We start from the raw sequence: 26,132 nt of genomic DNA on the forward strand, positions 1-26,132 counted from the left end.
TATTGAGATCTTCTGGTGTGATGCCGTAGGCAGTGAATGAGTGTTGTGACTCATTGGTTTCAAGAATGCGTGCTGGGATGCCCACCGCAGTAGCACCGGCAGGAACAGCCTTGAGGACCACCGCATTAGAGCCGATGCGAGCTCCTGCGCCCACCACAAAACCACCCAATACTTTTGCGCCAGCACTCACCACCACGCCAGCCTCTAGTGTTGGGTGACGCTTGGCACCTTTGAACAAAGAAGTACCACCGAGTGTGACCCCTTGATAAATTGTGCAATCATCACCGATCACGGTGGTCTCGCCAATCACAACACCTAAGCCGTGATCAATGAACACACGCTTACCCACAACCACAGCAGGGTGGATTTCAATACCGGTGATGAAACGGGCTGTATGAGAAACGATTCTGGCCAATAACTTCAGACCAATGCCCCATAAAAAATGAGCAATTCGATGCAGCCAAATGGCATGTAAGCCAGGATAGCAAAGGATCACCTCCAGACGTGTGCGCGCGGCAGGGTCTCGGGAAATGATGGAGTCAATGTGATCGAATAAAGGCATTACTTGATTTTACCGTGTTGGAGCATTTGTTTCGCGATACCGCGTAAAAGGTCAATTTCTTCTTTTTGTAGAGCGGCTCTGGCAAATAGACTTTGGAGTCTGGGCATGAGTTTTTTAGGGTTCTCTGGATCCAGATATCCAATGGCCTCGAGACCTTGTTGCCAATGCTCGAGCATCGCCGCAATCGCGCTTGGATCGGCCAATTCTGCTGACTGTGATGCCAAAGAACTTGGCGCAATTGAATCAATCGCCAGTTCTTTCATCAAACCTTGGCGCATGGAGTAAGCCACGATCATCATCGCTTGAGCCAAGTTCAAAGAAGGGTAGCTCGGATTTGCATCAATCCACACCCGATGGGTGCAGTGTTTAAGGTCTTCATTATCTAAACCCGTGCGCTCTGTACCAAAGACAAATGACACCGGCTTATTCGCCACAAGTGCTGAACTTGCCATCGACACCGCTTCGTGCAAAGAAATCGCGGGTGGGCCGAATTCACGATCCCTGGCAGTCAGACCAAAGACCAACTGACTATCACCCAAAGCTTCAAGCATCGTCTCATGATTTTGAGCCGCTTCGAGCACATCAAAAGCCCCGCTGGATAAAGAAATGGCCTCAGCTTTTCTGGCCATGTACTCATAGGCCGGGCTCACCAAGTGCAGAGCTGAAAAGCCCATGGTTTTCAAAGCACGGGCTGCAGAGCCCACATTACCAGGGTGGCTGGTGCGCATCATGACCCAACGAATTGGCCAGTTTTGGTCCAAAACTCCCAATTGATCTTCATTTCGGGCTAAAATCTGTTTTCGCCGTTCAGCTTGATTGCTGGACATTGCTCTTCTCCAATTCGTTGTGTTACTTAAATACTATGCATCCCATGCTTAATGTGGCCATTAAGGCCGCGCGTCGCGCAGGAAATATTATCAACCGAGCATCGCTGAATAGCGAGCGTATTCAGGTTACCCGTAAGCAACACAATGATTTTGTCACTGAAATCGATCAAGCTGCTGAAGCTGCCATTATCGATACTTTGAAAGAAGCCTTCCCTGATCACAGCTTTTTAGGCGAAGAAACCGGCGAAACACCATCTAGCAGTAACAATCAAACCTCCAACCATGTGTGGATCATTGATCCTTTGGATGGCACAACCAATTTCATTCATGGCTTTCCACAGTACGCGGTATCAATTGCTTTAGCAGTTGATGGCGTCTTGCAGCAAGCCGTGGTCTATGACCCGAACCGTGATGAGTTGTTCACGGCCACTCGCGGTGCAGGTGCTTATGTGAACAACCGCCGTTTACGTGTGGCTGGTAGATTAAAAATGTCAGAAGCACTTTTGGGCACGGGCTTCCCTTATCGCGAAGACCAAAACGTTGAAGAGTATTTAGAAATATTTGCCAAGATGACACGCCAGTGTGCTGGCTTGCGTCGTCCGGGCGCCGCATCTTTGGACTTGGCCTATGTGGCCGCTGGTCGCTTGGATGGATTCTTTGAATCAGGCTTAAAGCCATGGGACATGGCAGCAGGCATCTTGTTGATCACTGAATCTGGTGGCTTGGTTGGTAACTACGCAGGTGAAGAGGGTTACATGCAGTCAGGAGAAATCATGGCAGCCAACCCACGCATCTTCGGCCAATTGGTGACCGCTCTGCGCGAGCACTCAAAGCCTCAAGCCTGATTAATAAACTTAAGACCGAACTAAATCCAAAACTTTGACACCATCAGAGGTAATGCTCAAAGCATTACCTTTTGGTAGCACTGTTTCAGGATGATCAAAATCCCAATCTGATAACACCCAGCGCTGCCATGACTGGCCGCCCAAAGATTCTTCATGATAGCCAGGACGATGGGTGTGTCCATGGATCACTCGTTGACAATTGGTCATTGCTACCAAGCTTGCAGTCGCAGTGATGGTCACATCACCTTTGACCTGAATCACATCCGGTGTAAAGCGTTGTGCACGGTGATAGTTGGCCGTGCTGTTGCTGCGCAAAGAACTGGCGATATTCACTCGCAAAGAGGTTGGCAACATCAAAAATAACTTTTGTACAAAAGCACTTCTCACCACTGAGCGAAAACGTTGATAGCTTTTATCCGCAGTGCACAGAGCATCACCGTGAGTGAGCAACCAGGTTTGCTCGGCAATCGTGACCACTTGTGGATCTCTTAAAACTTCCATGTCTGCTTTTTGTGCATAAGCTTCACCGAGCAAGAAGTCTCGGTTGCCGTGCATGAAGTAAACCTTGGTGCCTTGTTGCTTCAGTGCTTTGATTTTTTGAGCGACTTCAAGGTGGAAGGGTGATCTTGCTTTGGCATCATCACCCACCCAGAACTCAAACAAATCACCCAAAATAAACAAAGCTTCATGGGTGCGAGCCTCTTTTTCTAGAAATTCAAAAAACCTCTCTGCCGTTCTAGGCATCGATGGTGTTAAATGAAGATCAGAAATGAACAGAGCGCTCGCGTGCATGATCACTCTTCTAAGATGGTTGCTTTGGTGATCGTGACATCTTCCTTAGGCACATCTTGATGAAAGCCTGAGCTGCCAGTTTTCACTTGGCGAATCGCATCGACCACGTCCATGCCTTCAGTAACTTCGCCGAACACTGCATAACCCCAACCTTGTGAAGTTGGTGCAGAGAAGTTCAAGAAGTCGTTATCAACCACGTTGATAAAAAACTGTGAACTTGCTGAATGAGGATCGCTCGTTCTCGCCATCGCTACGCTGCCGCGCTTGTTTGGTAAACCGTTATCAGCTTCGTTTTCAATCGTGGCTTTGGTTGGCTTTTGTTTCATGCCGGCAGTCATGCCGCCGCCTTGAACCATGAAGTTTGCAATCACGCGATGAAAGATCGTACCGTCGTAATGACCAGAGCGAACGTTGTCTAGAAAGTTCTCAGTCGATTTAGGTGCTAATTCATCATTCAAAGTCAATGTGATGTTGCCCATGCTGGTGGTTAATTGCACTTTTGCCATGCTACGTCCTTCTCCATGTAATGAGGGATTGAGTCCCGGAGTTTAAAAATAAAAAAATTGATTTGTAACTAACGATTGCTTGCTAATAATTACTTCAGAATGTCTTCAGCCAGTTTCATTTTGCGGCGACTGTCAACCAATCGGCGATCAAGTTGCACTGCTTTGCCATAAGATCTAGAGGCTAAGCGTGTGTAAACATCGCCCAAGTTTTCTAAAGCAGTTGAAAAGCTGGGTTGAACCTTGAGTGCCAACTCTAAATACTCTTTGGCTTGATCAAGATCACCGCCTTGAGCTTCAAGCACGGCTAGATTGTTATAAGGCTCAGGCAATTCTGGGAACTGTTGGGTGATTTCTAAAAGTGTCTTTTTTGCTAAATCAATTTGACCGATTTCAATCTGAATTCTTGAGCGCACAAAACGTAATTGCACGTTGCGTGGGTTAACGCCTAATTCTTTATCAATCGCCACAATGGCTTCTGGCAATTTCTTGCTGGTGATCAGGTTGTAGATGTCTTGCGGAATCGCATTTTTATTCTTTGGCTCAGGCACTCTTTGTAAAACAATGAAGGGTGTTGCCAAGGATGGTTGCATCTGCGCTGATTGCACGGCATTTGGATTATTTTCAAATGGAGATGGATCTGACTTGGCGGCGATATCAGAGCGACTGACTTTGGGTGCTGTGAGACTGGTCGGCGGCGTTGGTGTCTGAGCCATCACAGCCTGTGCCGAGATAAAACATAGAACCCCGAGGGCCACTTGCTGCAGGGAAGGACTTTTCTGGAAAAGCATTTTCATAAAACGGGCCCGGGATCGAAGGAATGGGTTGATTTTAAAGCAGATACGACAACGAATTAGCTATACTCATCAATCAGTCTAACAAATCGCCAGGCAGCTGGAGTATTTCTAAGATATTGCCTTAAATAACACCGTAATGAAAGTGATTTCATTAAAATCACGCCAGAACAAATACCGAATCATCTAAAGAAATCAAAAGAACTTAAAAGAACTCTCAAGCTTTTATATGTTGCACATTTTTAATACCCTGACGCGCCGTAAAGAAACATTCAAGCCCATTGAGCCAGGCAAAGTAAAGCTCTATGTTTGTGGCATGACTGTTTATGACTTTTGTCACATTGGCCATGCTCGGGTGATGGTGGTGTTTGACATGGTGCAGCGTTGGTTAAGAGCCTCTGGCATGGAAGTGACTTATGTCAGAAACATCACAGACATTGACGACAAAATCATCAAGCGTGCGGTAGAGAACAAAGAGACCATCAAAGCCTTGACCGATCGCTTCATTACCGCGATGCATGAAGATGCCGATGCCTTGGGTATTGAGAGACCTACTTATGAGCCAAGAGCCACTGAGTATGTTCCACAGATGCAAAACATCATCACGCGCTTGATGGATAAGAACTACGCTTATCAGGCAGATGAGGGTGATGTGAATTACGCCGTTAGAAACTTCAAAAACTACGGTCAGTTATCAGGTAAGTCATTGGACGATTTAAGAGCGGGTGAGCGTGTGGCCGTGACCGGTGGCAAGCAAGATCCTTTGGACTTCGTTCTTTGGAAAACTGCCAAAGCTGATGAGCCAGCAGACACCAAATGGGAATCTCCTTGGGGTGTTGGTCGACCAGGTTGGCACATTGAGTGTTCAGCCATGAGCTGTGAACTCTTAGGTAAGCACTTTGACATCCACGGTGGTGGTGCAGACCTGCAGTTCCCTCATCATGAAAACGAGATCGCCCAAAGTGAAGGTGCATTCTCTGACGAAACAGGCAAGCCGTTTGTGAACACCTGGATGCACAACGGCTTTGTGCGAGTCAATGAAGAGAAAATGTCTAAATCATTGGGCAATTTCTTCACCATTCGCGAAGTATTAAAAGTATTTGATCCTGAAGTGGTGCGCTTCTTTATTTTGAAAGCCCATTACCGCAGTCCACTCAACTACAGCGATGCGCATCTTGAAGAAGCCAAGCAAGGTTTGACGCGTTTGTACAACGCCTTATCAACGGTTGAAGACATTCCAACGTATGGCAAGCCAAGTACTTGGAGAACTCGCTTTGCCCAGGTGATGAACGATGACTTCAACACCCCTGAAGCGATTGCCATCTTGTTTGAGTTGGCAGGTGAGATCAATAAAGCAGAGGGTCCTGAGAAGTTAGAAGAAAGACGCGATCTTGCACGAGAGCTCAAACAATTGGCAAAACTATTGGGATTGTTAGAAAGACCTGCTCAAGAGTTTTTACAAGCCGGTGGTGGATCGCAGAGTGCCGATAACGACACGGCAGCCATTGAAGCAGCGATTCAGGCACGTGCGGACGCCAAGCAGGGCAAAGACTTTGCCAAAGCAGACCAAATACGCCAAGACTTGCTAGCCCAAGGCATTGTTCTAGAAGACAAGCCAGGTGGCGTCACGCTTTGGAGACGCGCTTAATGACTGCTGCTCCTAAGGTAGCAGAACCTAAGGTAGTAGAACCTCAGGCACCAGCACTAAAAGCCCCAGACTATTGGGATCAGGCGTGCACTGAGTTGATGAAGCACGACCGCATCATGCGCAAACTCATTCCCAAATACCCCAAAGCAGAATTCTTGACCACCCGCGGTGATCCATTTCAAACTTTGGCTAGGGCCATTGTGGGGCAGCAGATTTCGGTTAAGGCGGCTCAATCTGTTTGGGAGCGCACCATTGCGCTGACCAAAAAATTCACTGCCAAAGCAGTTCTTAAGTTAGAGCCTTCTGCATTGAGAGCAGCTGGTTTATCGCAAAGAAAAGTCGAGTACATGCAAGACTTGGCCACTCATTTTGAAAATGGCGGCTTGAGCAGTGCGAAATGGGATTTGCTGGATGACGACACCGTCATCGCAGAATTAACAGCGATTCGTGGCATTGGCCGTTGGACAGCAGAAATGTTCTTGATCTTCTATTTGATGAGACCCAATGTCTTGCCTTTGGATGATATTGGTTTGATCAAAGGCATTTCTTTGGCTTATTTCAGCGGTGAACCTGTGTCACGCCATGAAGCCAAAGAGGTTGCTGCCAATTGGGCGCCTTGGCAAACAGTGGCCACTTGGTACATGTGGCGCAGTATCGATCCCATTCCAGTCGAGTATTGATTTAATACAAGTCATTGATTTGTAATAAATTTTCATAAAATTAGGCATCTAAGCCGCAAGCTATTAGAATAGAGGCCATGAAAATCACTTTCCTTGAATTCGAGCAGCCAATCGCTGAACTCGAGCAAAAAATTGAAGAATTACGTTTTGTTCAAGATGAGTCTGCAGTCGATATTTCTGAAGAGATCGGCAAGCTTTCTGAAAAAAGCCAACTGCTCACCAAAGACCTCTATACACGTTTAACTCCATGGCAAGTGGCGCAAATTGCACGTCATCCGCAGCGCCCATACACCATGGATTATGTGAACAACATTTTCACTGACTTCCATGAACTGCATGGTGACAGAAACTTTGCTGATGACCAATCCATCATTGGTGGATTAGCCAGATTCAACGGCATGCCTTGTATGGTGATCGGTCATCAAAAAGGTCGAGACACCAAAGAACGTGCGATGCGTAACTTTGGTATGAGCCGTCCTGAGGGTTACAGAAAAGCCAAGCGCTTGATGCGCTTAGCAGAAAAATTCAATGTGCCAGTCTTCACATTTGTTGATACACCAGGCGCGTTCCCGGGTATTGATGCTGAAGAGCGCAACCAATCAGAAGCGATTGGTCATAACTTATTTGTTCAAGCAGAACTCAGAGTACCTATCATCTCAACCATCATCGGTGAGGGTGGTTCAGGTGGTGCTTTGGCGATTGCGATGGGTGATGTGGTGCAAATGTTGCAATTTGCCACTTACTCAGTGATCTCACCAGAGGGTTGCGCATCAATTCTTTGGAAGACTGCAGAGAAAGCTCCAGAAGCTGCCGAGCAATTGGCTTTGACAGCACTTCGTTTAAAAGCCTTGGGCTTGATTGACAAAATTGTTAGCGAACCTTTGGGTGGTGCGCACCGTGACCACGCTGGTATGGCTGCATTACTCAAGCGTGCTTTGGCTGATTCTTTGCGCCAATTCCAAACCATGGGTGTGGATGAGTTGCTTGAACGTCGTCACGAGCGCTTGATGAGCTATGGCAAGTTCAAAGACAGCAGCAAAGACAAGTAAACCTACCCAAAAGAAAACACCGCCGACACAACTGGCGGTGGCTTTCAGTGGTGGGCTTGATTCCACTGTATTACTTCACGCCACCATCAAAGCGCATGGCAAGAAAAATGTACACGCCTTTCATGTGCATCATGGCATTCAAAAAGAAGCAGACCAATGGCAAGCTCACTGCAAAGCAGTGGCTAATAAATTCGGCTGTCACTTTGACACCAGAAACGTCAAACTCAATAAGCAATCCAATGTTGAATCTCAAGCTAGAAACTTGCGCTACGAGTCATTAACTCAGATGTGCGAAGCGTACAAGATTCAAGACTTATTACTTGCCCACCATTTGGATGACCAAGCAGAGACGGTCTTGATTCAGTTGATGCGTGGTGCCGGTTTGCCAGGCCTATCAGCCATGCCGCAAGTTAAATCAAATGAACTGATTCACTTATGGCGTCCATTTCTAAACATGCGCCGCAAAGATCTAGAGATTTATGCCAAAGAACATCAGCTCACATGGATTGAAGACCCCAGCAATCAAGATGAATCCTATCGTCGCAATGCCGTCAGAAAATCAATCATGCCAAGCTTGGAGAAACACCAAAAGGGCGCCATTGAAAATTTAGCAAGAAGTGCCAAGCACCTTGGTGAGGCTCAAGGATTGTTAAACCAATTGGCTGATATTGATTTGGGTTTGATTGAAACAAAAGAAGGCTTATCAAAAACCAATCTCATCAGACTGTACAAAACCAGTCAGGCGAGAGCCACCAATGCCTTGCGCCGTTGGCTATCTAAAAACGGCTTGGCTTATCCAAGTGAAGAAAGATTAACTGCTTGGTGGTCTGAACTGACGCAAGCAAGACTTGATGCGAAGTTGCAATGGGATCATGATCAGTGCGTGATTCGTTTGTGGCGTGGCCACTTGAGCATCACTCAAGACTTGAATGCCAAGGCAAAAGGAAAAGAAAGAGAAAAAGAAAAAGTAACAAATGAGGGCGAGTGGACTTTTAAGAAAGTTCCCGCGAATAGCAAGAAGCCAGGCATTGCCAAAGATCGTTTTGAACAAGCCAAACAAAAAGGCCTGATCAACACCATGGCAAGAGAGGGCGGCGAAAAATTCAAGGTGGATTTAAAAAGACCTAGAAAAAGTCTAAAAAATCTCTACCAAGAAGCTGCCATTCCACCATGGCAACGTGATGTGCCACTGTTGTATATCGGCGAAGAGCTTGTGGCTGTGGCAGGTATTGGCATCAGCGCAGACTGGCAGACCACTGAGGGTCCGAGATTCACCCTGGAGTGGCAAGCGGCTTAGATGCTTGCCAGCATCTCAAATGTTTGAGGATATTTAGAAACTAATTTAATGATGAGAGCAGCTTGAGCATTTGGTTTAGCTCGACCTTGCTCCCAGTTTTCAACTGTTCTTGGGTTGGTGCGAATGAAGCTAGCAAAGACTGGTCTTGAGAGACCTAGTTTTTCGCGAAGGGTGGTGAGCTCATTAACTGTCACGATAGGAGATGGCTTGATGGTCACTTTGTATTTCTTAAGCGTTAACTTTCCTGACCTCTCTTTTTTGAGGGCATCCACGCCTTCGCTTAGCTCAGAAAACAAATCACGTTTTTTCATGTTTACTCCTTGCTTTGATTTCATCTTCAAGTAGTTCTTTCAGCTTCTTTTTCTGCTCTTGATTTAGGTCAGTCATTTCATTTTTGTTATGTATAGTGAACAAAAATATTTGATACGCATTGACCCACCAGTAATAAATAATTCGCAGCCCACCTCTTTTACCTTTTCCTCTACTTGAATCACCATAGCGTAGCTTTCTTAATCCACCCGTTCCTTGTATCAAGTCACCAGATGTTGGATTGTTAACAAGAAGCGCTTGGAGCTTGTTGTATTCGTAGTCATCAAGGTAATCCTCGCGGTACTTACTAAAATTTGGGAGTTCAATCAGGGTTGCATACATCCCAAAATTATACGTAAGTTGCGTATATATTACACCTATTTTGTCAATAGGGAAATAGAAGTGACATAAGTATCAAAATTAACCTGCATTCAAGTAAATGCCGAGTGTGATTCAAAGAGTCTCTTATTACTAATAAATTAAATCTACTTGCTGATAAACGCTGACAAGTTCAAAATTGTGTCCTCAAAATCACAATCAAATTTCAATGGATCACTCATGAATCTGAAGCAAATCACATCAAATCGCCAGTACATCAAGGTTTTACAAGAAATCGAATCATTGATGAATGCTCAAAAGGGTACTCTTGAAGGCTCTAAGTTGGATGGGCTTGTCTCAATGGTTGAAAATTTTGAAAGAAAACGATTAACTTCTTGTTTTCAAAGCATCCAGGCAATCTAGTTAAAACTTTGGACATTTACATTCCTGCCGAAATTCTCATTAAACCCGCCCTAAACGTGTAAAATTACATTTTTGCTACTTAACGCACCCCAGTGGTGCGATTTTTACGATTTTTAACTCATGGCTCTAATAGTTCATAAATATGGTGGCACGTCGATGGGCTCTGTTGAGCGCATTCAAAACGTGGCCAAACGAGTTGCCAAATGGATGAAGGCAGGCCATCAAGTGGTCGTCGTTCCTTCAGCCATGTCTGGTGAAACGAATCGTCTTTTAGGTTTGGCTAAAGAAATCAACCCAAATCCAGATCCACGTGAGTTGGACCAAATTGCCTCAACAGGTGAGCAAGTCAGTTCTGGTTTGTTGGCTTTGGCACTTCAAGCTCAAGGTGTTGGTGCGGTGAGTTATGCCGGCTGGCAAGTTGTAATTAAAACTGATTCGTCATATACCAAAGCTCGTATTCAGGGCATTGATGGTGAAAAAGTTTTAGGTGACCTCAAAGCTGGTAAAGCAGTGGTGATCACTGGTTTCCAAGGTGTTGATGATCATGGCAACATCACAACCCTAGGTCGTGGTGGTTCTGATACTTCTGCTGTGGCTGTGGCTGCTGCATTGAACGCTGATGAGTGTTTGATCTATACCGATGTGGATGGTGTTTATACAACTGATCCACGTGTGTGTGAAGATGCACGACGCTTAGACAAAATCACTTTTGAAGAAATGCTAGAAATGGCTAGCTTGGGTTCAAAAGTACTACAAATTCGTTCAGTAGAATTTGCTGGTAAATACCGCGTTAAGACACGCGTACTCTCATCATTAACTGACCCATTGATGTCGCTTGAGCAAGAAATGAACTCAGGCACTTTGATTACTTTCGAGGAAGAAGAAACCATGGAAGCTGCTGTTATTTCGGGTATTGCTTTCGCCCGTGACGAAGCAAAAATCACCGTATTAGGTGTACCTGATAAGCCAGGTATCGCATATCAAATTTTGGGCCCGATTGCGGACGCCAACATTGATGTGGACATGATCATTCAAAACCAATCTGTGGATGGTAAGACTGACTTCACTTTCACAGTGCCACGCGGCGACTATCAAAAAGCCCTTGATCTACTCAAGAGCAAAGTTCAAGCGCACATTCAAGCCAAAGAAATTTTGGGTGATCCAAAAGTATCTAAGGTTTCAGTTGTGGGTGTTGGCATGCGTTCACACGTAGGTATTGCCAGCAAAATGTTCCGCACTCTGTCAGAAGAGGGCATCAATATTCAGATGATTTCTACCAGTGAAATCAAGATTTCTGTCTTGATTGATGAGAAATACATGGAATTAGCAGTACGTGCTTTGCATAAAGCATTCGAGTTAGACCAAAAGTAATTTAAAATCATCGTCTTCATTGATTTAATTCAGTGAAGTGATACGGAGACGTGGCCGAGTGGTCGAAGGCACTCCCCTGCTAAGGGAGCATCTGGGCAAAACCTGGATCGGAAGTTCGAATCTTCTCGTCTCCGCCAACATCAAAGATACAAAGGGCTGAAAAGCCCTTTTTTCTTTGGGGAATCTAAGCACTCAACAGTATTTCAATCGCACTCCTATAATTTTTTCGCACATCCATGATGTGTTGAAAGAAATCAATTTTGTTTGGTTCAACAACTTTTATAGGAGTTCTTTATGCAGTGTCCAGTTTGCAAAGATTCTCAACTTGTCATTTCTGAGAGGCAAAAAATTGAAATTGATTATTGCCCTTCATGTCGAGGAGTGTGGCTTGATCGAGGTGAGTTGGATAAATTAATTGAAAGATCATCAGCTGATCATGCGCCTGTTCAGGCATCGGCACCGCCACAACAACAATATCGGAATGAGTACCGTTCCGATCACTATCGCAAACCAAAATCATGGTTGAGCGACATTTTTGATTAGTTAAAATAAATCTTAATTGATGGATTTTTGAGGTCGTTTGACGAAGTTCATCTCTTCATTTAAGATTTGGGTATCTCTCAAAGGGAGTAGCTGATACAAATGCTTTAGTGCCCCCGTGCATAAACTTTGTATTTTGGTGCCGTCATTACGACATAGGTGAAGTGGCAAACATCTGTGTTCGGTGCCTTAACTCGGTAGTATCATTTCCGGGCAGCAAGACTAACAGAGACCCCTTATTAATTTATTGCCCAGGCGATGCCGGTTTGGGATGAGAGGTAACAAACGATGATATCCATCGGTACTCCCTTGTTATGGTCACTATTCGCAGCATTTGTGGTTGTTGCTCTGATTGTTGACTTCTTCGCTATGAGCCGTCAGGGCTCTCACGCCGTCAGTATCAAAGAAGCTTCCATCTGGTCGCTGATTTGGGTAGCGGTATCTTTCTTGTTCGTTGCTTGGCTATGGTGGTTCTTGGGTGGTACAGGACAAGATCCTGTGACACGAGAAATGGCCGATGCCAAAGCTTTGGAATTCATCACAGGTTACCTGGTTGAAAAAGCGCTGGCAGTCGATAACATCTTTGTCTTCTTGATGCTATTCACATACTTCGCTGTACCAGCAGAATTTCAAAAGCGTGTATTGATGATTGGTATTTTGGGTGCCTTGGTCTTGCGCGCAGTCATGATCTTGATTGGTGCTTGGTTGATCACTCAGTTCCATTGGGTGATGTACGTGTTTGGCGCATTCTTGCTATTCACAGGTGTCAAGATGTGGTGGGCGGCTGGTCAAGAACCTGACCTGAATAACAACCCAGCACTCAAGTGGATCAATCGTCACATGAAGATCTCTCCAACATTTGATGGCGAAAAATTCTTCACTGTGCACAACGGTGTCAAGATGGCCACACCTTTGTTTGTGGTGATCATGTTGATTGGTATTGTGGACATCGTGTTCGCGGTGGATTCAATCCCAGCTATTTTTGCGATCACCACTGATCCGTTCATTGTGTTGACATCCAACGTGTTTGCGATCCTTGGTTTACGTGCCATGTACTTCCTATTGGCAAGCATGCATGAGCGATTCCATTTGTTGTCCTATGGATTGGCGATCATCTTGGTGTTCATCGGTACAAAAATGATGCTGATTGACCTGTACAAGATTCCTATCACATGGTCATTGGGCTTCACCGTTCTAACTTTGGCTATCACGATGATTCTGTCATTGAAAATTCCAGCAAGGAAAGGCGCTTCTAGCACTTCATTCCCTTTCAGTGCAAAAGAGCGGGGTAGTTCAAAAGATAGTCACTAAAAGACAGCTGACCTTACTCAGCTAGCTTTACAAAAAGCCCAGTGATCATTTGATTGCTGGGCTTTTCCTTTATGGCATCATCTAACAATGATCAAATGCCTCAAATGGATGTTTCTTGCCGTCACTTTCTGCGCACTCAGCGCACCAGCCAAGACGCAAGCCAGTGATTTTTTTAGTATCGCCAAGCATGAAGCTCAAAGCGAGCTATGGCTCAACCCAGGCATGCTTTCTTATCACTTTGATCGTGATAGAAGCTTTAACTCTCGTAATGTGGGTTTTGGTGCTGAGTATCGTTATTCCTCAGTTGCATCTGTCACTTTGGGTACATACCGTAACAGTTATCATGAATCCAGTAATTACATAGGCGCCTATTGGCAACCGATTCAGTTGGGAGTATTCAAGTTTGGTGCAGTAGCAGGGGTCTTTAATGGCTACTCAAAAACCAATGATGGCGGCTGGTTTCCAGCACTCATTCCGGCCTTGACCTATGAGGGTGATCGCTTTGGCGTTAACTTATTGTTGGTCCCATCGATTCCGGAGAAGGTTGCGGGATCTCTTTCAGTTCAATTCAAATTCAAAGCGTTTTAATTGATAGAAGTGGCAGCGAGTCACAAAAACCCCTTCAATTAATAGTTTATTAATAAGAATGATTATCATTTATGATATAGTTCTTATTCGAAGTAGCAAGCAAATCTATTGATATAGCCAGCTAAGTTAATAGCTAATTTATTAGCTAAAGAATCACTTAAAAGGGCTATCTCATGTTGCTACAAAAACTCTCACGACCAAAACCTCAAAATTCAACAGCGCGCAAACCTATTTATAGGATTGCTACTTTTGCTGGCTTGCTATGCAGCCTCTACGCTCATCAAACCAGTGCGCAACCATCAAACACCGAACGAACAAACTCACAACAAGGCACTTTGGGTACAGTCAATGTCTTGGCAACACGTGGTGAAAAATCCAACCTAGAAACACCTGCTACCATCTCCACCATCACCAAAGATGACATCGATCGTCGTGGTGTTAAAAATATCAAAGATTTATTTTATGAAGAATTGGATGTTGATGTTAAGCAAACCATCCGCACCGGTAACAGTGTCAGTGGGGCGAGTAATCGCAAAGGTTCAAACGAAAGTATCAACATCAGAGGTTTAGAAGGTAATCGACTCAACCTCATGGTGGATGGTATCAAGCTCCCATACTCCTTCGGCTTTGGAAGTCACTCTGCTGCAAGGGGTGATTACTTAGATGTGGATGGAGTGAGCAGTGTGCAAGTGCTGCGCGGGGCATCTTCAGCGCTCTATGGCAGTGATGGCGTTGCTGGCACAGTCCTCTTCAATACCATTGCTCCTCAGGACATCCTTCATGATCATCCAGCAAGTTCCATCAATGATGCAAATTCCGCAACTTCAGTCACAGCATCGTATTTCGATGCATCACAAACATCCAAAGGTGTTTTGACGCATGCTCAGCAGGGTGATGATTGGTCTGCAGTTATCTTGGGTTCATTGAGTCTTGGTCATGAAACAGAAACTCAGGGTGTGAATGACAGCACGGGCAGCAGTAGAACCAAAGCCAACCCCATGGATACCCACAACACCTATGTGTTGGCTAAATATGTCAAAGAACTTCAAGGGGGCGATGAACTTAAATTCACCTTGGAAGATTCTAAAAAAAGAATCGACACCAATAATCTCAATGCCATTGGAGCGGGTATCTACAGTGATATTGGCCAGGACCACATCAATAGAAGCAGAGTGTCTATCGATCATCAATACCATTTGCATAGTCAATTAGCAGATGTGATTGACAGCAAGCTTTGGTACCAAAAAACCAATGTTCATCAAGCAGTGTGGCAAACCGGCACATCTCAAACTAGTCGTTATTTACCAAGTACCTACAACAGGACCCGCGATAACAAAGTTCTGAATGACGCTTATGGCTTTGTCTTGCAAGGAGCTAAAAGCATCTCACCTGGCAAAGATTCTGATACTCAGATTGCTCATCAGTTCAAATATGGTCTGGATTTATCAGAATCTTGGGTCAAGCAAGAGCTCAACAGAAGTGGGGATGTCAGCACCCCTGAAAGTTACATACCCAAAACCAAACAAGACATGGTGGGTGTTTATTTCCAAGATGACTTGAGCATCGGTCACCTCAATCTAATTCCAGCCATACGCTTTGATCGGTGGAGCATCAGTTCATCAGCCATCAATAAAAATGATCAGGCCTGGTCACCTTCATTGGGAGCTATTTGGACTCAAGAGCCAGCAGCTATGCCATTCATGAACATTGGTAAGGGGTTTAGAGCTCCTGCGGCAGAGGAAATATCTGCCTCATTCACCAATCAAGGCCATGGTTATGCCTATATACCCAATCCAAACCTTAATCCAGAAAGAGTCCTGGCCAAAGAGGTGGGTATCAAGGGATCCATACAGCAGATCAAATACGCCATCAGTTACTTTGATAACTCTTATGATGATTTCATCAGTCAATACACCTTTAACTCAGGAACTAGTCCGAATGGTATGACCACGTGTGGCCTTACACAGTGCTATCAGTACCAAAATGCGCCCAAAGCAACTATTCAAGGAATAGATTTAAGACTTGAGTACCGTCATAATCCTCAGTGGTTATTCAAGGCTGGCTATGTTCGTTCCAGTGGTTCAGAAACAACCCTTGCTGGTTTGAATCAACCGATCAACACCGTGCAACCCGAAAGAGTGATTCTCTCAGCAGACTATCATCAAGGGACATGGGGTGCAGCCACCACAATCAAATACGTGGGAGCTAAAAAACAAGAGGACATTGCTGGCGCAAGCACCAACACCTATGCTCCAGGCTCATACACCATCATCAATACCCGCGGTCAATACAAAGCCAACAAACAACTCAATCTTTATGCGGGTATCAACAACCTATTGGATAAAAAGTACATTGATTGGGCCAACATCTCATCGTCAGGTTTAACTCAAACTGGCAGTACTGCTGTGAGTGACTATCACACCTCACCGGGCCGTAACTTCTTTGTCAGCATGAACTATGCGTTCATGTAAATGAAAAATGTAGAACTAACAAATAAAAAATAACAATAAAAAGTAACAAGAAAGCATCAATAGTCGTAGCAAGCCAAGATTTTCAACACAGATCTAGCCAGCCGGTAATTTAAATCATGGAAATATATGACTTTATCTATTCAAGAAATTCAGCAGGGACTCATCAATCAGCGTTTTAAAAATAAAGTAAGGCACAGGGATGTGGCTCATTCCATGGGTATCTCTGAAGCTGAATTACTGGCAGCTCACCTAGACACTGACCCTGCTAATAAAGACATCAAGTTAAGGGTGATTCGCTTAGAGCCAAGCTGGGCATCGATCATTGCTGATGCTCATTCCTTGGGCGAGGTCATGGCACTGACCAGAAATGAGTCATGTGTGCACGAGAAGGTGGGGCAGTACGCTCAACCAACCGGTAAAGATCTTGACCTACTGTTAGGCAAAGAAATTGATTTAAGAATTTTTTATAAAGAATGGGCGCATGGCTTTGCCGTCATTGAGAACCTGGTCTTCGATTGTCGACGCAGCCTACAGTTTTTTGATGACCACGGCAATGCGCTGCATAAGATCATCATCACAGAGAATAGCAACATTTATGCCTATGAAAGCATCATAGAAAAATACCAATCTAAAGATCAAGCACCCAAGATTGAGATACAAGCACCGAAACTCAACAAACATCCGTTGATTGATGTTGACATTGATCTATTGAGCTTTCAGAAAGATTGGTTGGGTATGTCTGATACCCATCAGTTCTATGACTTGATCAAACAATACAAGCTCAGCAGAATCCAAGCTTTGCGCTTTGCGCCTGAAGGTCACGCTCAAAGAGTGCCACTTCAGTTCACAAGACAACTGTTAAGAAGAGTGGCCGTCAGACGCATCCCCATCATGGTGTTTGTGGCCAATCGAGGGGTCATACAAATACACACAGGCCCAATATCAAGGGTTGTGATGATGGACCCTTGGCTCAATATCTTAGATAAAAACTTCAATCTTCATTTGCGTGAAGATAATATTTATGACACATGGGTCGTCAGAAAACCCACAGATGATGGCATTGTCACATCCTTGGAGTTATTTGATTGTGAAGGTCAAGCGATTGCCATGTTTTTTGGCGAAAGAAAGCCTGGCACTCCTGAGTTAGAAACTTGGCGCAAGATGATTCAAGAATTTCTGGATAAGGAAGAGCTATGCATCCAGTGATTCTTGAACGTCGACAATTGCTACAAAATATCTGTGCCCCAGCTGCCAAGGCGGCTGCTGCCACTGCTATCAGTAGTTGGCTATTCCCCAGCCCAAGTTGGTCTAAACCAAGAGCAACTGTTTTGAAGCGTTTGGTCTGTGTGGGTGGGTCTTTGACGGAAATCATTTATGCCCTGGATCTTCAAGAGCATTTGATCGCGATTGATACCACATCCACATACCCCATGGCCACCAAAAAGCTACCCAATGTGGGGTATGCCAGAACTCTTTCTTTAGAAGGCGTATTGAGCATGCGACCACAAACCCTGTTGGTCACCGAAGATGCAGGACCTCCACAAGTATTACGTCAACTCAGTCATGCAGGGGTTCAAGTCAAGGTATTAAAGGCAGATCATCGTTATGAAGGTCTGATTGACCGAATCAGGGCGATTGGCTTCTTATTGGGGGCAGAAGCTCGGGCAGAGAAGCTGATCAAAGAAATCAATCATGAGTGGCAGAGATATCAACAGGACATCAATCACGGCGTGATTGGTAAAAATGAAGTTCCTGGTAGCAAAAAACCAAAAGCCATGTTCATCATGGCGCACAGTCCACAGCAAATCATGGTGGCAGGGCACAGCACAAGTGCTCATGCCATCATGAACTACCTGCAGCTTGATAATGCATTCAAAACACTACAAGGCTATAAGCCACTCACTCCGGAAAGTGTGATTGCTGGACAAGCAGATGTCATTCTATTAACAGATCAAGGTCTGCAAGCTCAAGGTGGGATGAAGGGTGTCTTGCGCCTACCTGGGCTGATACAAACTCCGGCTGGCAGATATCGACAGATTTACTCTCGTGAGGCCAATCACCTTTTAGGTTTTGGCCCTCGTTTGCCCAGCATGCTTTATTCACTCGCTAAAGAAATCCACAACATCAAGTGATGGAACGGAACGCACTCTCGCAGGGGTATTGCAAATTGATGAACAATCAAACAGCGTTGATGTATGCGATTGGTTTGATTGTGCTGATCACCATCGCTTTGATGGCTGTGATTCTTGGCCCAGTAGAAATTAATTATTTAAATAAGCTGTCGGCTAATGATCAGCTCGTAGAAGACTATATTTTGTGGCAAGTGCGCTTACCCAGAATTTTGTTTGCCATCGCCCTTGGTGCAAGTCTTGGTTTGGCTGGAGCTTTGACACAAGGATTGTTTCGTAATCCGCTTGCAGATCCGGGCTTATTGGGGGTGAACAGTGGTGCTGCCGCTGCAGCGGCCGGTGCAATTGTGTTTTCTGGAAGTTTGGCTTGGGCGATACCTGAAGACCTGCGTGTCTGGGTGTTGCCTGTGGCAGCCTTCTGTGGAGCTCTGGGCATTTGCTTTCTATTAGATCGTCTTGCAAGGTGGTTAACTCCTGGATCTGTCATGGGACTGTTGCTCACTGGTATTGCCATCAACGCCTTGGTCGCAGCATTCATAGGCTTATCTACTTACCTTGCCAACGATGAACAATTAAGGAACCTATCTTTTTGGACCATGGGTTCCTTGGCAGGCGCCAATTGGATGGTGCTCTCATTGATGATGTTTGTATTGACTGTCGCATTCTTATGCTCACAAAGATTGACGCTTCAAATCAATGCCTTGTCATTGGGTGAGGCCGTGGCAAGTCAAGTCGGCATCAACCTAAAGCAATTGCGTCAACGCATCATTGTGATGGTTGCTATCTTGAGTGCTTGTGCAGTAGCTTGGTGCGGGATGATTGGATTCATCAGCTTAATTGCGCCCCACATAGCCAGAGCCATCGCAGGACCAGATCATCGCCAGGTGTTGCCATTGTCGATGTTGCTCGGCGGTTTACTGCTGCTACTTGCAGACACTTTGGCCAGAACAGTCGCCATACCTGCTGAAATACCTGTGGGTATATTCACGGCCCTGTTGGGGGCACCATTTTTCTTGAGTCTCTTAGCAAAACAAAGGAGGGTCTTGATGTGATGAGTAATGCCAAATCTCTAATGTCTTTGAAAGACGCCAGCTTAAAAAGTGCGAGTTCAAAAAATAACAGTGCCAAAGCTAGAAGCAATACCCCTGGACCATTCTCAATTGATATCAAAAGCAATGAGCGTATAGCAATACTTGGCCCCAGTGGAGCTGGTAAATCAACTTTATTGCAAATCATGTCTGGATTACATGCGCATTTTGGATGCATAGAGTTTTTATCTAAACCACTCGGAGAAATGAGTGTGCAAGAACTCTCTTATAAGAGAGCATTATTACCTCAACAGCATGAGACCGCATTTAATTTAAGCAGTGAGCTGATCATCAGCTTAGGCAGGGTGGCGAGGGGTCACGACCCAGAACTTGTTGAAATCATCAAAGACTCAGCAATGGCCGCGAGAGCAGAACATCTTTTAGATCGCTCCTATCAGACACTCTCCGGAGGAGAAAAAGCCAGGGTGCACTTGGCCAGAGTATTCGCCCAATTATGGGATCAGCACAACGGCATCCTGTTGATTGATGAACCACTGGCAGCTTTGGATCCTGGATTGCAGATTGAACTGCTGTCGGCAATTTTGAAATTTTGCCAAGATAGATCTCACGCCCTTGTTGCCATCTTGCATGACATCCAACAAGCCATTGAGCATTTTGAACGTCTGATCTTGATCAAAGACGGAAAAATCATGGCAGACCTGCCATCCCATCCTGCACCTCAAAAAGAGCTCGAGATTTTGTATGAGATGAGCTTGGAAAGATTTACTCGAGCAGGAAGAAAAGATTTGTTGATTCCGTCAAATCTAAGGCCCTTTTACACAAACTGACCAACATCATGTCTTTGATATTCAGTAAAGCCAATCAACCTCATGCAGTCATCACACTGGTGGTCACCGCAGTGCATGTGGCAATTATCTTGTTTGGATTATTTTCTTTTAATGTGCGCAGTGAGCAGGGCGCTCAGATCATGATGATGGCGTCGCTCATCGATCACCCATCAACAAACACCATCAATATCGTGCCGAAAGCATCTGCCTCACAACAAAGCCAAGATAGTGATTCAGAAAAGAGCCTAAATTCTGAAGAAGAAAAAAGACAAGCTGAGAAACATCAAGCTGGGGCTGCCCCAGTCACCATGCCGAACGCATTTGCTAAAGGCCTGAACAATCCGAAGCCTCCTTATCCTCTGTTGAGTAGAAGACTGAATGAAGAGGGTAAAGTGGTCCTGAATGTATGTGTGAGCTTAAGCGGCTTGGTTGAGAATCTGAAGCTAGAAACAACATCGGGTTATCAGCGTTTGGATGACATCGCGATTGAAACCGTGAGGAAATGGAAATTTATTCCTGCGAAAAATCAAGACAGAGATATCAATGCTTGCTATCTCTTACCTGTGCAGTTTATTTTGAGAAAAGAAGGGTCAAAACTCAATGGTTAAATGAAGCAACGGAAGAGGATGCTGAGCCAGACAGCCAGCGAGTTGCTTATTTCTTCTTACAAGCCTTGCAAGAGCCGTACAAAGATAAAGAGTGATCAACCAAAGTAAAACCTAATTTATCGGCGATCTCTTTTTGACGCTTTTCAATGGTGGCGTCAAAGAACTCTTCAATCTTGCCGCATTTGACACAAACAATGTGATCGTGATGAGTGCCTTCATTTAATTCAAAAATAGCTTTTCCATCGCCTTTGACCGATTCAAAGTTATTTTTTCTTAAAATGCCAGCACCTTCAAATTGCATCAATACACGGTAAATTGTGGCAATACCAATGTCTAGCTTCTCTTTAATAACTTCAAGATAGATATCATCAGCACTGAAATGACGATTAGGATTTTTATTGAAAAACTCCAAGATCTTTAATCTTGGCGCTGTGACCTTCAGTCCGGTCTCGCGGAGTTCTTCGGTAGGGCTTGTTTTTTTCATAGACCACAATCCATTTATTGATGGCTCATTTTACAGATAGTTCAATATCTTGGTTGTTTAGCTCAAAGATGCATTTTTTCATCAATTCTTAATGAAATAACCACATTTGGTAATGCCCTCAATACCCCCATATTTCTTGGGAGGTCTGGGGCACATAAGAAAAAATTCTGATTAAAGAGTAAGCTAGTGAGATGACCAAATATTTAAGCAATCACCAACGCCTTACCCTGCCATTAAAAGCTTTTTTTCTGGGCTTGGTGGTGTCATTTTCAGGCGTGACGCTTGCATCAAATGCTCACAATCAATCCCTGGTAACTAAAAATATCAGTCAAGTCGAATCTTTGGGGCAAGGCAGAATGACCTATTGGGGATTTACTCTTTACGATGCAAAACTATTTGCTAGTAAAGAGCCTAAAGGTGGCATTGCTCTGGATATTCAGTACCTGCGTAAATTTGAAGCCAAAGCACTGGCCGAGCAAACTTTAGATGAACTAAAGAAGTTGGGGGTGAGTGATACCCAAAGAGCGGAGTGGGCCAGTCCATTGGCCAAGGCATTCAAAACCGTGCAAGTAGGGGATTCAATCACTGCCATCAAAAAGCCCCAAGGCAGCACTCAGTTTTTTTATAACGGGCAGTTTGTCAGTGAAATTTCTGGAGAGTCATTCTCCCAAGCATTTTTTGGTATCTGGTTACACCCCAAAACCAGTGCGCCCCAATTAAGAAAAGTATTATTGGGTCAATATTGTCCGAGGGTTAATTTAGAGGCCTATTGTCATGATTAAATTATTTCAACGTTTAGGAGTTTGTTTAATGGGGTTTGCCTTATTTGGTTGTTCAAGCGTGAAAGTCAGTGACTATGCCCAAGAAAAGCCAGCCTTGGATTTATCCACCTATTTCAATGGCACGATTGATGCTCATGGCATCTTCACAGACAGAAGCGATAAAGTAGTGAAGCGATTCAAAGTCGTGATTGATGCCAAGTGGACTGTGCAGAATGGCAACAAGGTTGGCGTATTAGATGAAGCCTTTACATACTCAGACGGCACCACGCAGCGTCGTGTGTGGACTCTCACAGAAATTGCTCCAAACCGCTACAAGGGAACTGCCTCTGATGTGGTTGGAGAAGCATTGGGTGAGGTTGCTGGTAATGCCTTGAACTGGTCATACACTCTAGCGCTGCCAGTAGATGGCAAGGTCTACAACGTTCAGTTCAATGACTGGATGTATCAGATGGATGACAAGGTCATGCTAAACAAAGCCAAAATGAGTAAATTTGGTATTTATTTAGGTGAAGTGACTTTGGCCTTTTACAAACGCTAATACTGAAGTATCAAGAAGTCTATGAAAAAACTGATCAACTTCATTCAATTTCAAGCGGTTTGGTTTCTATGTATTTTTGGGGCCGCCCATCAATTTGAGTTGATAGCCATCTTGATTTCTGTAGGCATCATTGCTTGGGCCATCCTCACCTCGGAGTATCGCACCCATGACTATATGATCGGCTTGATTGCTGTGATCATTGGAGTCGCTCTTGATAGCTTACTGATATCCCAGAATTTAATTACTTTTACAACGGCGTATTGGACCTCGATGGCGCCATTGTGGATGACACCAATTTGGATTGCTCTGGCATTGACGCTTCAATCATCCATGAGCTGGTTGAGTGGCCGCTATGTGCTCGCAGGAGTATTGGGTGCCATCAGTGGACCATTTGCCTACTGGGCAGGTGTCAGAATGGGTGCGGGCGTATTTCCTGACTTTGTGACCGCCATGATTTGCTTATCAGTTGTCTGGTTGATGATTACGCCAGCCTTATTTTATTTTTCAGCACTTTTAAAAGTACGTCATGTCCACTCAAGCAAATAACGTCAAGCCAGCTTTACTGGTAGTTAAAGATATTCCAATCAATGAGCTAGAGGGTTGGGCCATCAGCGCTGATCAACTCTCACTGCAGCGAAAGTTCATGTTCAAGAATTTTGAACAAGCTTTTGCGTTCATGAAGAATTGTTATGAACCAATTGAAGAGATGAATCACCATCCTGACTGGTCAAATGTTTATAGTACTGTGTACGTGACATTGAGTACCCATGATTCTGGTGGCATCACGCACAAAGACATCGCTTTGGCGAAGTCAATGAATCAAATATTTAAAAACATCAAATAATTAAATACAGAGAATTTCTTACCAAGGAATCTCTTCGCCTTGGTAACTCAAAAACTTACCAGAGTCGCTGGCTTTGACGTTCAAGAGCACTTGCAACATATCAGAAGTTGCATCCTGTGGCGTTCTGCCAATTTGATCACCCTTGAATGGTCTTGATAGGGCAGAGGCCACTGTGCCGGGGTGCAGTGCCAGCAAACAATGATTGGGTTTTGTGCGCTTTTGCTCAATCGACGCTGTTTTAATCAGCATATTCAAAGCAGCCTTAGAGGCTCGATAACTGTACCAGCCACCCAAACGATTGTCTTCAATGCTGCCGACTTTGGCAGATAGGCAGGCCATGACACCAAATTCAGGATCTAATAGTGGTGCGAATGATTGCAAGCACATGCCAGGCCCCAAGGCATTTAACTGCATGGTTTGCATGAACTGAGCTTCATGCAAGTCTGATAACTTCTTTTCTGGTAACCAAGCATCACTGTGAAGAATGCCTGTAGCAACAATGATCAAGTGAAAAGGGCCTTCATGAGACAAGGCATCAGCTGCTGCTTGAATGCTGTCAGGATTTGCATAATCAATCGATGGCGTTGATTGTCTGTTTAAGCCCATTACTTTTGAACAATTGGGCAGTTTATTTAAATGCTCAATGAATGCCTGACCAATGGATCCGCTAGAGCCAATCACCAGTGCATTGAATTTTTCTAGATGAGAGAGCATAGAGAATATTCTTAAATTGAATCAATTATTAATGTATGAATTGATCTAGTGTAACCATTCTGAAGATTTTTATCTTTTGCTTGATCATTCGGGTGGTGTAAAGCCGGATAAATCAGTAATATGGACTGATTCAATATTCCAAAAAGATTTTTTATGTTGCTTACTCTTGCTTTTATCTTCAATACGATCTTGGCTCTATTGGTGATCTTGATTCACTACGAGGTCTTATTCCAATTGGATAAGCAATTGCCAAAAGTCTCCCATTTGCCTGCACGCTTCAAAGTGCTGGTGGGTGCCGGTGTGATTTTCATGGCCCATATTGTAGAAATCTGGGTTTTTGCTTTTGGCTATTTGTTCACATTGCAATTTGAAGGCATGGGTGGCTTGACTGGTGTGACCAGTGGCCATGGACTCTTATTAGATTATGTTTATTTATCTTTCATCACCTACACCACGGTTGGTTATGGTGATGTCGTGGCAAATGGCTATCTTAGATATCTGACTGGGGTAGAAGCACTATTGGGTCTCTTACTCATCACCTGGTCAGCATCATTCCTATTTTTGGAGATGCAAAAATATTGGACATCATCCAAAAAATAAAAAGGATGAATTTAAGCGAAGATTTAGTCGTGAATGTAGTCAGGTAGTTTGGCGCCGCAATGGCGACAGTATTGGTCGGTAGCAGCATGACCTTCTGACATACATTCTTTACAAGTTCTGGTGGTGATTTGTTCAGTGCGCGAACTGGCTAGTTCAGCGGTCACAATACCCGTTGGTACTGCCAAGGTTCCCCAGCCCATCAACATCATGATGGATGTGATGAATCTTCCCAAGTCTGTCTTAGGAGTGATGTCGCCAAAACCAACTGTTGTCATGGTGCTGATGGCCCAATAAATACTCGTTGGTATGCTGGTAAATCCATTGGCTGGACCTTCGACCACATACATCAGAGTGCCCAAGACCATCACAATCATTAAAACGCCTGACAAGAAGACGAAGATCTTTCTTCGGCTGGCAGCCAAAGCAGCACCTAGGTGGACATACTCAGCAACATATTCAGTGAGTTTGAAAATTCTGAAGATGCGAATCAAGCGCAGCACGCGCACATCAATCAAAGCGTGTAACTCAGGGAAGAGCATCGCTAGGTAGGTCGGAAGAATCGCAACCAAATCGATGATGCCGTAAAAGCTCTTGATGTACTGCATACGATTTTGCGCACAGTAAACCCGAGCAATGTATTCCAAACTAAAGATGATTGTAAAAAACCACTCTAGAACAGTCAGGCTGAAGTGGAATTCAGCAGAAATTGATTCGATGCTATCTACTACTACTACCACCAATGACAACAAAATTAAATAAATGAGGGTTTTGTCGAATAATTGTCCGGCGCGAGTATCTGCCTCAAAGATGATGACGAAGAGTTTTTCTTTGAGCGTCTTCTTGGCTAATTGATCGGACATCATGACAGGCCTTTATTTTTCTGACATTGCTTTGTAAATACTTGGGAAGCAGCTGATAAAAATATAGCTAGCGTATTGTTCTGCCTGCATCTTATCTAAGGCATCGTAGATTTCTTCTCGAATCAGACCAATGGTGTGAGAGTCTGTTTTTTCTAAGGCATTGATCAAGCGTTGAGCCATAGAGTCTTTTTCTATATCAATGCCATGCTTGATTTTAATTTCGCCCAAAAAGGTGCCAAACGTACTGGCAAATTGCATATCAGCCACAAATCCCTTGTGGATGCTGGGGTGCTGTTGGACCAATATTACGGCCTGTTTTTGGCAATCCTGGAAGACTGCGCGCATTTTAAGAAGAATATCGTCGTTCAT

At 44.5% G+C, this 26,132-nt stretch carries 31 protein-coding genes, 1 tRNA gene and 1 pseudogene; 22 read left to right on the plus strand and 11 right to left on the minus strand.

What is annotated here, in order from left to right:
• Window positions 1-10: 10 nt before the first annotated feature.
• Together cysE and ICE88_RS07320 are read right to left on the minus strand one after the other, a co-directional pair.
• Window positions 11-562: pseudogene (cysE, locus tag ICE88_RS07315) on the minus strand (serine O-acetyltransferase); the annotation flags it as partial.
• Window positions 562-1,389, minus strand: coding sequence for an RNA methyltransferase (locus tag ICE88_RS07320; protein WP_216251158.1), 828 nt, complete (start codon window positions 1,387-1,389; stop codon window positions 562-564). The pseudogene cysE and the gene ICE88_RS07320, both read right to left, overlap by 1 nt.
• Window positions 1,390-1,424: 35 nt before the next feature.
• On the opposite strand from ICE88_RS07320, the gene ICE88_RS07325 reads away from it, so the two are divergent.
• A complete protein-coding gene (locus ICE88_RS07325) occupies window positions 1,425-2,234 on the plus strand; it encodes an inositol monophosphatase family protein (RefSeq protein WP_216251159.1) in 810 nt (269 codons plus the stop codon).
• 9 nt (window positions 2,235-2,243) lie between these two features.
• Here ICE88_RS07325 and ICE88_RS07330 read toward each other — a convergent pair whose 3' ends face one another.
• The 3 genes from ICE88_RS07330 to ICE88_RS07340 all read right to left on the minus strand — a co-directional run bounded on the left by ICE88_RS07330 (window position 2,244) and on the right by ICE88_RS07340 (window position 4,245).
• On the minus strand, window positions 2,244-3,026 hold the full coding sequence (locus ICE88_RS07330) for a UDP-2,3-diacylglucosamine diphosphatase (protein WP_216862213.1): 783 nt from the start codon (window positions 3,024-3,026) through the stop codon (window positions 2,244-2,246).
• A 2-nt stretch (window positions 3,027-3,028) separates the two neighbouring features.
• Complete coding sequence (locus ICE88_RS07335) at window positions 3,029-3,532, minus strand: peptidylprolyl isomerase (RefSeq protein WP_216251164.1); 504 nt, start codon at window positions 3,530-3,532, stop codon at window positions 3,029-3,031.
• 89 nt (window positions 3,533-3,621) lie between these two features.
• On the minus strand, window positions 3,622-4,245 hold the full coding sequence (locus ICE88_RS07340; RefSeq protein ID WP_216251166.1) for a M48 family metallopeptidase: 624 nt from the start codon (window positions 4,243-4,245) through the stop codon (window positions 3,622-3,624).
• 307 nt (window positions 4,246-4,552) lie between these two features.
• On the opposite strand from ICE88_RS07340, the gene cysS reads away from it, so the two are divergent.
• The 4 genes from cysS to tilS all read left to right on the plus strand — a co-directional run bounded on the left by cysS (window position 4,553) and on the right by tilS (window position 8,997).
• Complete coding sequence (gene cysS / locus ICE88_RS07345) at window positions 4,553-5,971, plus strand: cysteine--tRNA ligase (RefSeq protein WP_216251168.1); 1,419 nt, start codon at window positions 4,553-4,555, stop codon at window positions 5,969-5,971.
• Window positions 5,971-6,651 carry a DNA-3-methyladenine glycosylase gene (locus tag ICE88_RS07350; protein ID WP_216251169.1) on the plus strand — a complete coding sequence of 227 codons (681 nt, stop codon included), beginning with the start codon at window positions 5,971-5,973 and terminating at the stop codon, window positions 6,649-6,651. The genes cysS and ICE88_RS07350 overlap by 1 nt, the downstream gene beginning before the upstream one ends.
• Before the next feature lie 77 nt (window positions 6,652-6,728).
• Complete coding sequence (locus tag ICE88_RS07355; protein ID WP_216251170.1) at window positions 6,729-7,700, plus strand: acetyl-CoA carboxylase carboxyltransferase subunit alpha; 972 nt, start codon at window positions 6,729-6,731, stop codon at window positions 7,698-7,700.
• Window positions 7,666-8,997 carry a tRNA lysidine(34) synthetase TilS gene (gene tilS, locus ICE88_RS07360; RefSeq protein ID WP_216251172.1) on the plus strand — a complete coding sequence of 444 codons (1,332 nt, stop codon included), beginning with the start codon at window positions 7,666-7,668 and terminating at the stop codon, window positions 8,995-8,997. The genes ICE88_RS07355 and tilS overlap by 35 nt, the downstream gene beginning before the upstream one ends.
• Here the strand turns inward: tilS and ICE88_RS07365 are convergent.
• Both ICE88_RS07365 and ICE88_RS07370 read right to left on the minus strand, forming a co-directional pair.
• Window positions 8,994-9,308, minus strand: coding sequence for a DNA-binding transcriptional regulator (locus ICE88_RS07365; RefSeq protein WP_216251174.1), 315 nt, complete (start codon window positions 9,306-9,308; stop codon window positions 8,994-8,996). The two genes, tilS and ICE88_RS07365, sit on opposite strands and share 4 nt — an antisense overlap.
• Window positions 9,295-9,648: a toxin gene (locus tag ICE88_RS07370; protein WP_216251176.1), complete on the minus strand. Its 354-nt coding sequence runs from the start codon at window positions 9,646-9,648 to the stop codon at window positions 9,295-9,297. The genes ICE88_RS07365 and ICE88_RS07370 overlap by 14 nt, the downstream gene beginning before the upstream one ends.
• Window positions 9,649-9,864: 216 nt before the next feature.
• Between ICE88_RS07370 and ICE88_RS07375 the strand changes: the two genes are divergently transcribed.
• From ICE88_RS07375 to ICE88_RS07430, 12 genes are all read left to right on the plus strand, one after another.
• The gene (locus ICE88_RS07375; RefSeq protein WP_216251178.1) at window positions 9,865-10,047 is read left to right on the plus strand and encodes a hypothetical protein; all 183 of its coding nucleotides are present in this window, start codon (window positions 9,865-9,867) and stop codon (window positions 10,045-10,047) included.
• A 120-nt stretch (window positions 10,048-10,167) separates the two neighbouring features.
• The gene (locus tag ICE88_RS07380; RefSeq protein ID WP_216251180.1) at window positions 10,168-11,418 is read left to right on the plus strand and encodes an aspartate kinase; all 1,251 of its coding nucleotides are present in this window, start codon (window positions 10,168-10,170) and stop codon (window positions 11,416-11,418) included.
• Between the two features lie 44 nt (window positions 11,419-11,462).
• Window positions 11,463-11,555: transfer RNA gene (locus ICE88_RS07385), tRNA-Ser, on the plus strand.
• A gap of 157 nt (window positions 11,556-11,712) precedes the next feature.
• Window positions 11,713-11,961, plus strand: coding sequence for a zf-TFIIB domain-containing protein (locus ICE88_RS07390; protein WP_216251183.1), 249 nt, complete (start codon window positions 11,713-11,715; stop codon window positions 11,959-11,961).
• A gap of 285 nt (window positions 11,962-12,246) precedes the next feature.
• Window positions 12,247-13,269 carry a TerC family protein gene (locus tag ICE88_RS07395; RefSeq protein ID WP_216251185.1) on the plus strand — a complete coding sequence of 341 codons (1,023 nt, stop codon included), beginning with the start codon at window positions 12,247-12,249 and terminating at the stop codon, window positions 13,267-13,269.
• A 108-nt stretch (window positions 13,270-13,377) separates the two neighbouring features.
• The gene (locus tag ICE88_RS07400; protein ID WP_216251188.1) at window positions 13,378-13,857 is read left to right on the plus strand and encodes a hypothetical protein; all 480 of its coding nucleotides are present in this window, start codon (window positions 13,378-13,380) and stop codon (window positions 13,855-13,857) included.
• A 173-nt stretch (window positions 13,858-14,030) separates the two neighbouring features.
• Window positions 14,031-16,328: a TonB-dependent hemoglobin/transferrin/lactoferrin family receptor gene (locus tag ICE88_RS07405; RefSeq protein ID WP_216251192.1), complete on the plus strand. Its 2,298-nt coding sequence runs from the start codon at window positions 14,031-14,033 to the stop codon at window positions 16,326-16,328.
• Between the two features lie 126 nt (window positions 16,329-16,454).
• Window positions 16,455-17,534: a hemin-degrading factor gene (locus ICE88_RS07410; protein WP_216251194.1), complete on the plus strand. Its 1,080-nt coding sequence runs from the start codon at window positions 16,455-16,457 to the stop codon at window positions 17,532-17,534.
• On the plus strand, window positions 17,522-18,460 hold the full coding sequence (locus ICE88_RS07415) for a hemin ABC transporter substrate-binding protein (RefSeq protein WP_216251196.1): 939 nt from the start codon (window positions 17,522-17,524) through the stop codon (window positions 18,458-18,460). The genes ICE88_RS07410 and ICE88_RS07415 overlap by 13 nt, the downstream gene beginning before the upstream one ends.
• Window positions 18,461-18,498: 38 nt before the next feature.
• On the plus strand, window positions 18,499-19,509 hold the full coding sequence (locus tag ICE88_RS07420; protein WP_255535260.1) for an iron ABC transporter permease: 1,011 nt from the start codon (window positions 18,499-18,501) through the stop codon (window positions 19,507-19,509).
• Window positions 19,509-20,333, plus strand: coding sequence for an ATP-binding cassette domain-containing protein (locus ICE88_RS07425; protein WP_216251200.1), 825 nt, complete (start codon window positions 19,509-19,511; stop codon window positions 20,331-20,333). The genes ICE88_RS07420 and ICE88_RS07425 overlap by 1 nt, the downstream gene beginning before the upstream one ends.
• An 8-nt stretch (window positions 20,334-20,341) precedes the next feature.
• On the plus strand, window positions 20,342-20,941 hold the full coding sequence (locus ICE88_RS07430; RefSeq protein WP_216251202.1) for an energy transducer TonB: 600 nt from the start codon (window positions 20,342-20,344) through the stop codon (window positions 20,939-20,941).
• Window positions 20,942-20,987: 46 nt separating this feature from the next.
• On the opposite strand, the gene fur is transcribed toward ICE88_RS07430, so the two are convergent.
• Window positions 20,988-21,425, minus strand: a complete 438-nt coding sequence (gene fur / locus ICE88_RS07435; protein ID WP_216251204.1) for a ferric iron uptake transcriptional regulator — start codon at window positions 21,423-21,425, stop codon at window positions 20,988-20,990.
• A gap of 191 nt (window positions 21,426-21,616) precedes the next feature.
• Here fur and ICE88_RS07440 point away from each other — a divergent pair, with 191 nt between their 5' ends.
• Genes ICE88_RS07440 through ICE88_RS07455 form a run of 4 tightly spaced genes read left to right on the plus strand, consistent with a single transcriptional unit; the run spans window position 21,617 to window position 23,589 of the window.
• The gene (locus ICE88_RS07440) at window positions 21,617-22,207 is read left to right on the plus strand and encodes a chalcone isomerase family protein (protein ID WP_216251207.1); all 591 of its coding nucleotides are present in this window, start codon (window positions 21,617-21,619) and stop codon (window positions 22,205-22,207) included.
• The gene (locus ICE88_RS07445; protein ID WP_216251209.1) at window positions 22,200-22,745 is read left to right on the plus strand and encodes a DUF3833 domain-containing protein; all 546 of its coding nucleotides are present in this window, start codon (window positions 22,200-22,202) and stop codon (window positions 22,743-22,745) included. Before ICE88_RS07440 ends, ICE88_RS07445 begins: the two co-directional genes overlap by 8 nt.
• 21 nt (window positions 22,746-22,766) lie before the next feature.
• Window positions 22,767-23,291, plus strand: a complete 525-nt coding sequence (locus tag ICE88_RS07450; protein WP_216251211.1) for a DUF2878 domain-containing protein — start codon at window positions 22,767-22,769, stop codon at window positions 23,289-23,291.
• The gene (locus ICE88_RS07455; RefSeq protein WP_216251214.1) at window positions 23,272-23,589 is read left to right on the plus strand and encodes a 4a-hydroxytetrahydrobiopterin dehydratase; all 318 of its coding nucleotides are present in this window, start codon (window positions 23,272-23,274) and stop codon (window positions 23,587-23,589) included. The genes ICE88_RS07450 and ICE88_RS07455 overlap by 20 nt, the downstream gene beginning before the upstream one ends.
• Window positions 23,590-23,607: 18 nt before the next feature.
• On the opposite strand, the gene ICE88_RS07460 is transcribed toward ICE88_RS07455, so the two are convergent.
• Entirely contained in the window at window positions 23,608-24,303 is a 696-nt protein-coding gene (locus tag ICE88_RS07460; protein WP_216251216.1) for an SDR family NAD(P)-dependent oxidoreductase, read from the minus strand.
• Window positions 24,304-24,456: 153 nt separating this feature from the next.
• Between ICE88_RS07460 and ICE88_RS07465 the strand changes: the two genes are divergently transcribed.
• Entirely contained in the window at window positions 24,457-24,903 is a 447-nt protein-coding gene (locus tag ICE88_RS07465) for a potassium channel family protein (RefSeq protein WP_216251218.1), read from the plus strand.
• Between the two features lie 23 nt (window positions 24,904-24,926).
• Here the strand turns inward: ICE88_RS07465 and ICE88_RS07470 are convergent, their stop codons facing one another.
• Window positions 24,927-25,766, minus strand: coding sequence for an ion transporter (locus ICE88_RS07470; protein WP_216251221.1), 840 nt, complete (start codon window positions 25,764-25,766; stop codon window positions 24,927-24,929).
• A gap of 9 nt (window positions 25,767-25,775) precedes the next feature.
• On the minus strand, window positions 25,776-26,132 hold the full coding sequence (locus tag ICE88_RS07475) for a hypothetical protein (protein WP_089515939.1): 357 nt from the start codon (window positions 26,130-26,132) through the stop codon (window positions 25,776-25,778).

It is taken from the genome of Polynucleobacter sp. AM-26B4 (genome assembly GCF_018882285.1).
In the GTDB taxonomy this organism is placed as follows: domain Bacteria; phylum Pseudomonadota; class Gammaproteobacteria; order Burkholderiales; family Burkholderiaceae; genus Polynucleobacter.

Bases quoted from the DNA above. Each gene is read 5' to 3' on its own strand.
- ICE88_RS07410 (WP_216251194.1), top strand. From the start codon at position 16,455: ATGACTTTATCTATTCAAGAAATTCAGCAGGGACTCATCAATCAGCGT.
- tilS (WP_216251172.1), top strand. From the start codon at position 7,666: ATGGCAAGTTCAAAGACAGCAGCAAAGACAAGTAAACCTACCCAAAAG.
- ICE88_RS07415 (WP_216251196.1), top strand. From the start codon at position 17,522: ATGCATCCAGTGATTCTTGAACGTCGACAATTGCTACAAAATATCTGT.
- cysS (WP_216251168.1), top strand. From the start codon at position 4,553: ATGTTGCACATTTTTAATACCCTGACGCGCCGTAAAGAAACATTCAAG.
- ICE88_RS07340 (WP_216251166.1), bottom strand. From the start codon at position 4,245: ATGGCTCAGACACCAACGCCGCCGACCAGTCTCACAGCACCCAAAGTC.
- ICE88_RS07425 (WP_216251200.1), top strand. From the start codon at position 19,509: ATGAGTAATGCCAAATCTCTAATGTCTTTGAAAGACGCCAGCTTAAAA.
- ICE88_RS07365 (WP_216251174.1), bottom strand. From the start codon at position 9,308: ATGAAAAAACGTGATTTGTTTTCTGAGCTAAGCGAAGGCGTGGATGCC.
- ICE88_RS07400 (WP_216251188.1), top strand. From the start codon at position 13,378: ATGTTTCTTGCCGTCACTTTCTGCGCACTCAGCGCACCAGCCAAGACG.
- ICE88_RS07395 (WP_216251185.1), top strand. From the start codon at position 12,247: ATGATATCCATCGGTACTCCCTTGTTATGGTCACTATTCGCAGCATTT.
- ICE88_RS07455 (WP_216251214.1), top strand. From the start codon at position 23,272: ATGTCCACTCAAGCAAATAACGTCAAGCCAGCTTTACTGGTAGTTAAA.
- fur (WP_216251204.1), bottom strand. From the start codon at position 21,425: ATGAAAAAAACAAGCCCTACCGAAGAACTCCGCGAGACCGGACTGAAG.
- ICE88_RS07320 (WP_216251158.1), bottom strand. From the start codon at position 1,389: ATGTCCAGCAATCAAGCTGAACGGCGAAAACAGATTTTAGCCCGAAAT.
- ICE88_RS07470 (WP_216251221.1), bottom strand. From the start codon at position 25,766: ATGATGTCCGATCAATTAGCCAAGAAGACGCTCAAAGAAAAACTCTTC.
- ICE88_RS07445 (WP_216251209.1), top strand. From the start codon at position 22,200: ATGATTAAATTATTTCAACGTTTAGGAGTTTGTTTAATGGGGTTTGCC.
- ICE88_RS07460 (WP_216251216.1), bottom strand. From the start codon at position 24,303: ATGCTCTCTCATCTAGAAAAATTCAATGCACTGGTGATTGGCTCTAGC.
- ICE88_RS07440 (WP_216251207.1), top strand. From the start codon at position 21,617: ATGACCAAATATTTAAGCAATCACCAACGCCTTACCCTGCCATTAAAA.
- ICE88_RS07370 (WP_216251176.1), bottom strand. From the start codon at position 9,648: ATGTATGCAACCCTGATTGAACTCCCAAATTTTAGTAAGTACCGCGAG.
- ICE88_RS07465 (WP_216251218.1), top strand. From the start codon at position 24,457: ATGTTGCTTACTCTTGCTTTTATCTTCAATACGATCTTGGCTCTATTG.
- ICE88_RS07350 (WP_216251169.1), top strand. From the start codon at position 5,971: ATGACTGCTGCTCCTAAGGTAGCAGAACCTAAGGTAGTAGAACCTCAG.
- ICE88_RS07405 (WP_216251192.1), top strand. From the start codon at position 14,031: ATGTTGCTACAAAAACTCTCACGACCAAAACCTCAAAATTCAACAGCG.
- ICE88_RS07380 (WP_216251180.1), top strand. From the start codon at position 10,168: ATGGCTCTAATAGTTCATAAATATGGTGGCACGTCGATGGGCTCTGTT.
- ICE88_RS07355 (WP_216251170.1), top strand. From the start codon at position 6,729: ATGAAAATCACTTTCCTTGAATTCGAGCAGCCAATCGCTGAACTCGAG.
- ICE88_RS07330 (WP_216862213.1), bottom strand. From the start codon at position 3,026: ATGCACGCGAGCGCTCTGTTCATTTCTGATCTTCATTTAACACCATCG.
- ICE88_RS07475 (WP_089515939.1), bottom strand. From the start codon at position 26,132: ATGAACGACGATATTCTTCTTAAAATGCGCGCAGTCTTCCAGGATTGC.
- ICE88_RS07390 (WP_216251183.1), top strand. From the start codon at position 11,713: ATGCAGTGTCCAGTTTGCAAAGATTCTCAACTTGTCATTTCTGAGAGG.
- ICE88_RS07430 (WP_216251202.1), top strand. From the start codon at position 20,342: ATGTCTTTGATATTCAGTAAAGCCAATCAACCTCATGCAGTCATCACA.
- ICE88_RS07450 (WP_216251211.1), top strand. From the start codon at position 22,767: ATGAAAAAACTGATCAACTTCATTCAATTTCAAGCGGTTTGGTTTCTA.
- ICE88_RS07375 (WP_216251178.1), top strand. From the start codon at position 9,865: ATGAATCTGAAGCAAATCACATCAAATCGCCAGTACATCAAGGTTTTA.
- ICE88_RS07420 (WP_255535260.1), top strand. From the start codon at position 18,499: ATGAACAATCAAACAGCGTTGATGTATGCGATTGGTTTGATTGTGCTG.
- ICE88_RS07325 (WP_216251159.1), top strand. From the start codon at position 1,425: ATGCATCCCATGCTTAATGTGGCCATTAAGGCCGCGCGTCGCGCAGGA.
- ICE88_RS07335 (WP_216251164.1), bottom strand. From the start codon at position 3,532: ATGGCAAAAGTGCAATTAACCACCAGCATGGGCAACATCACATTGACT.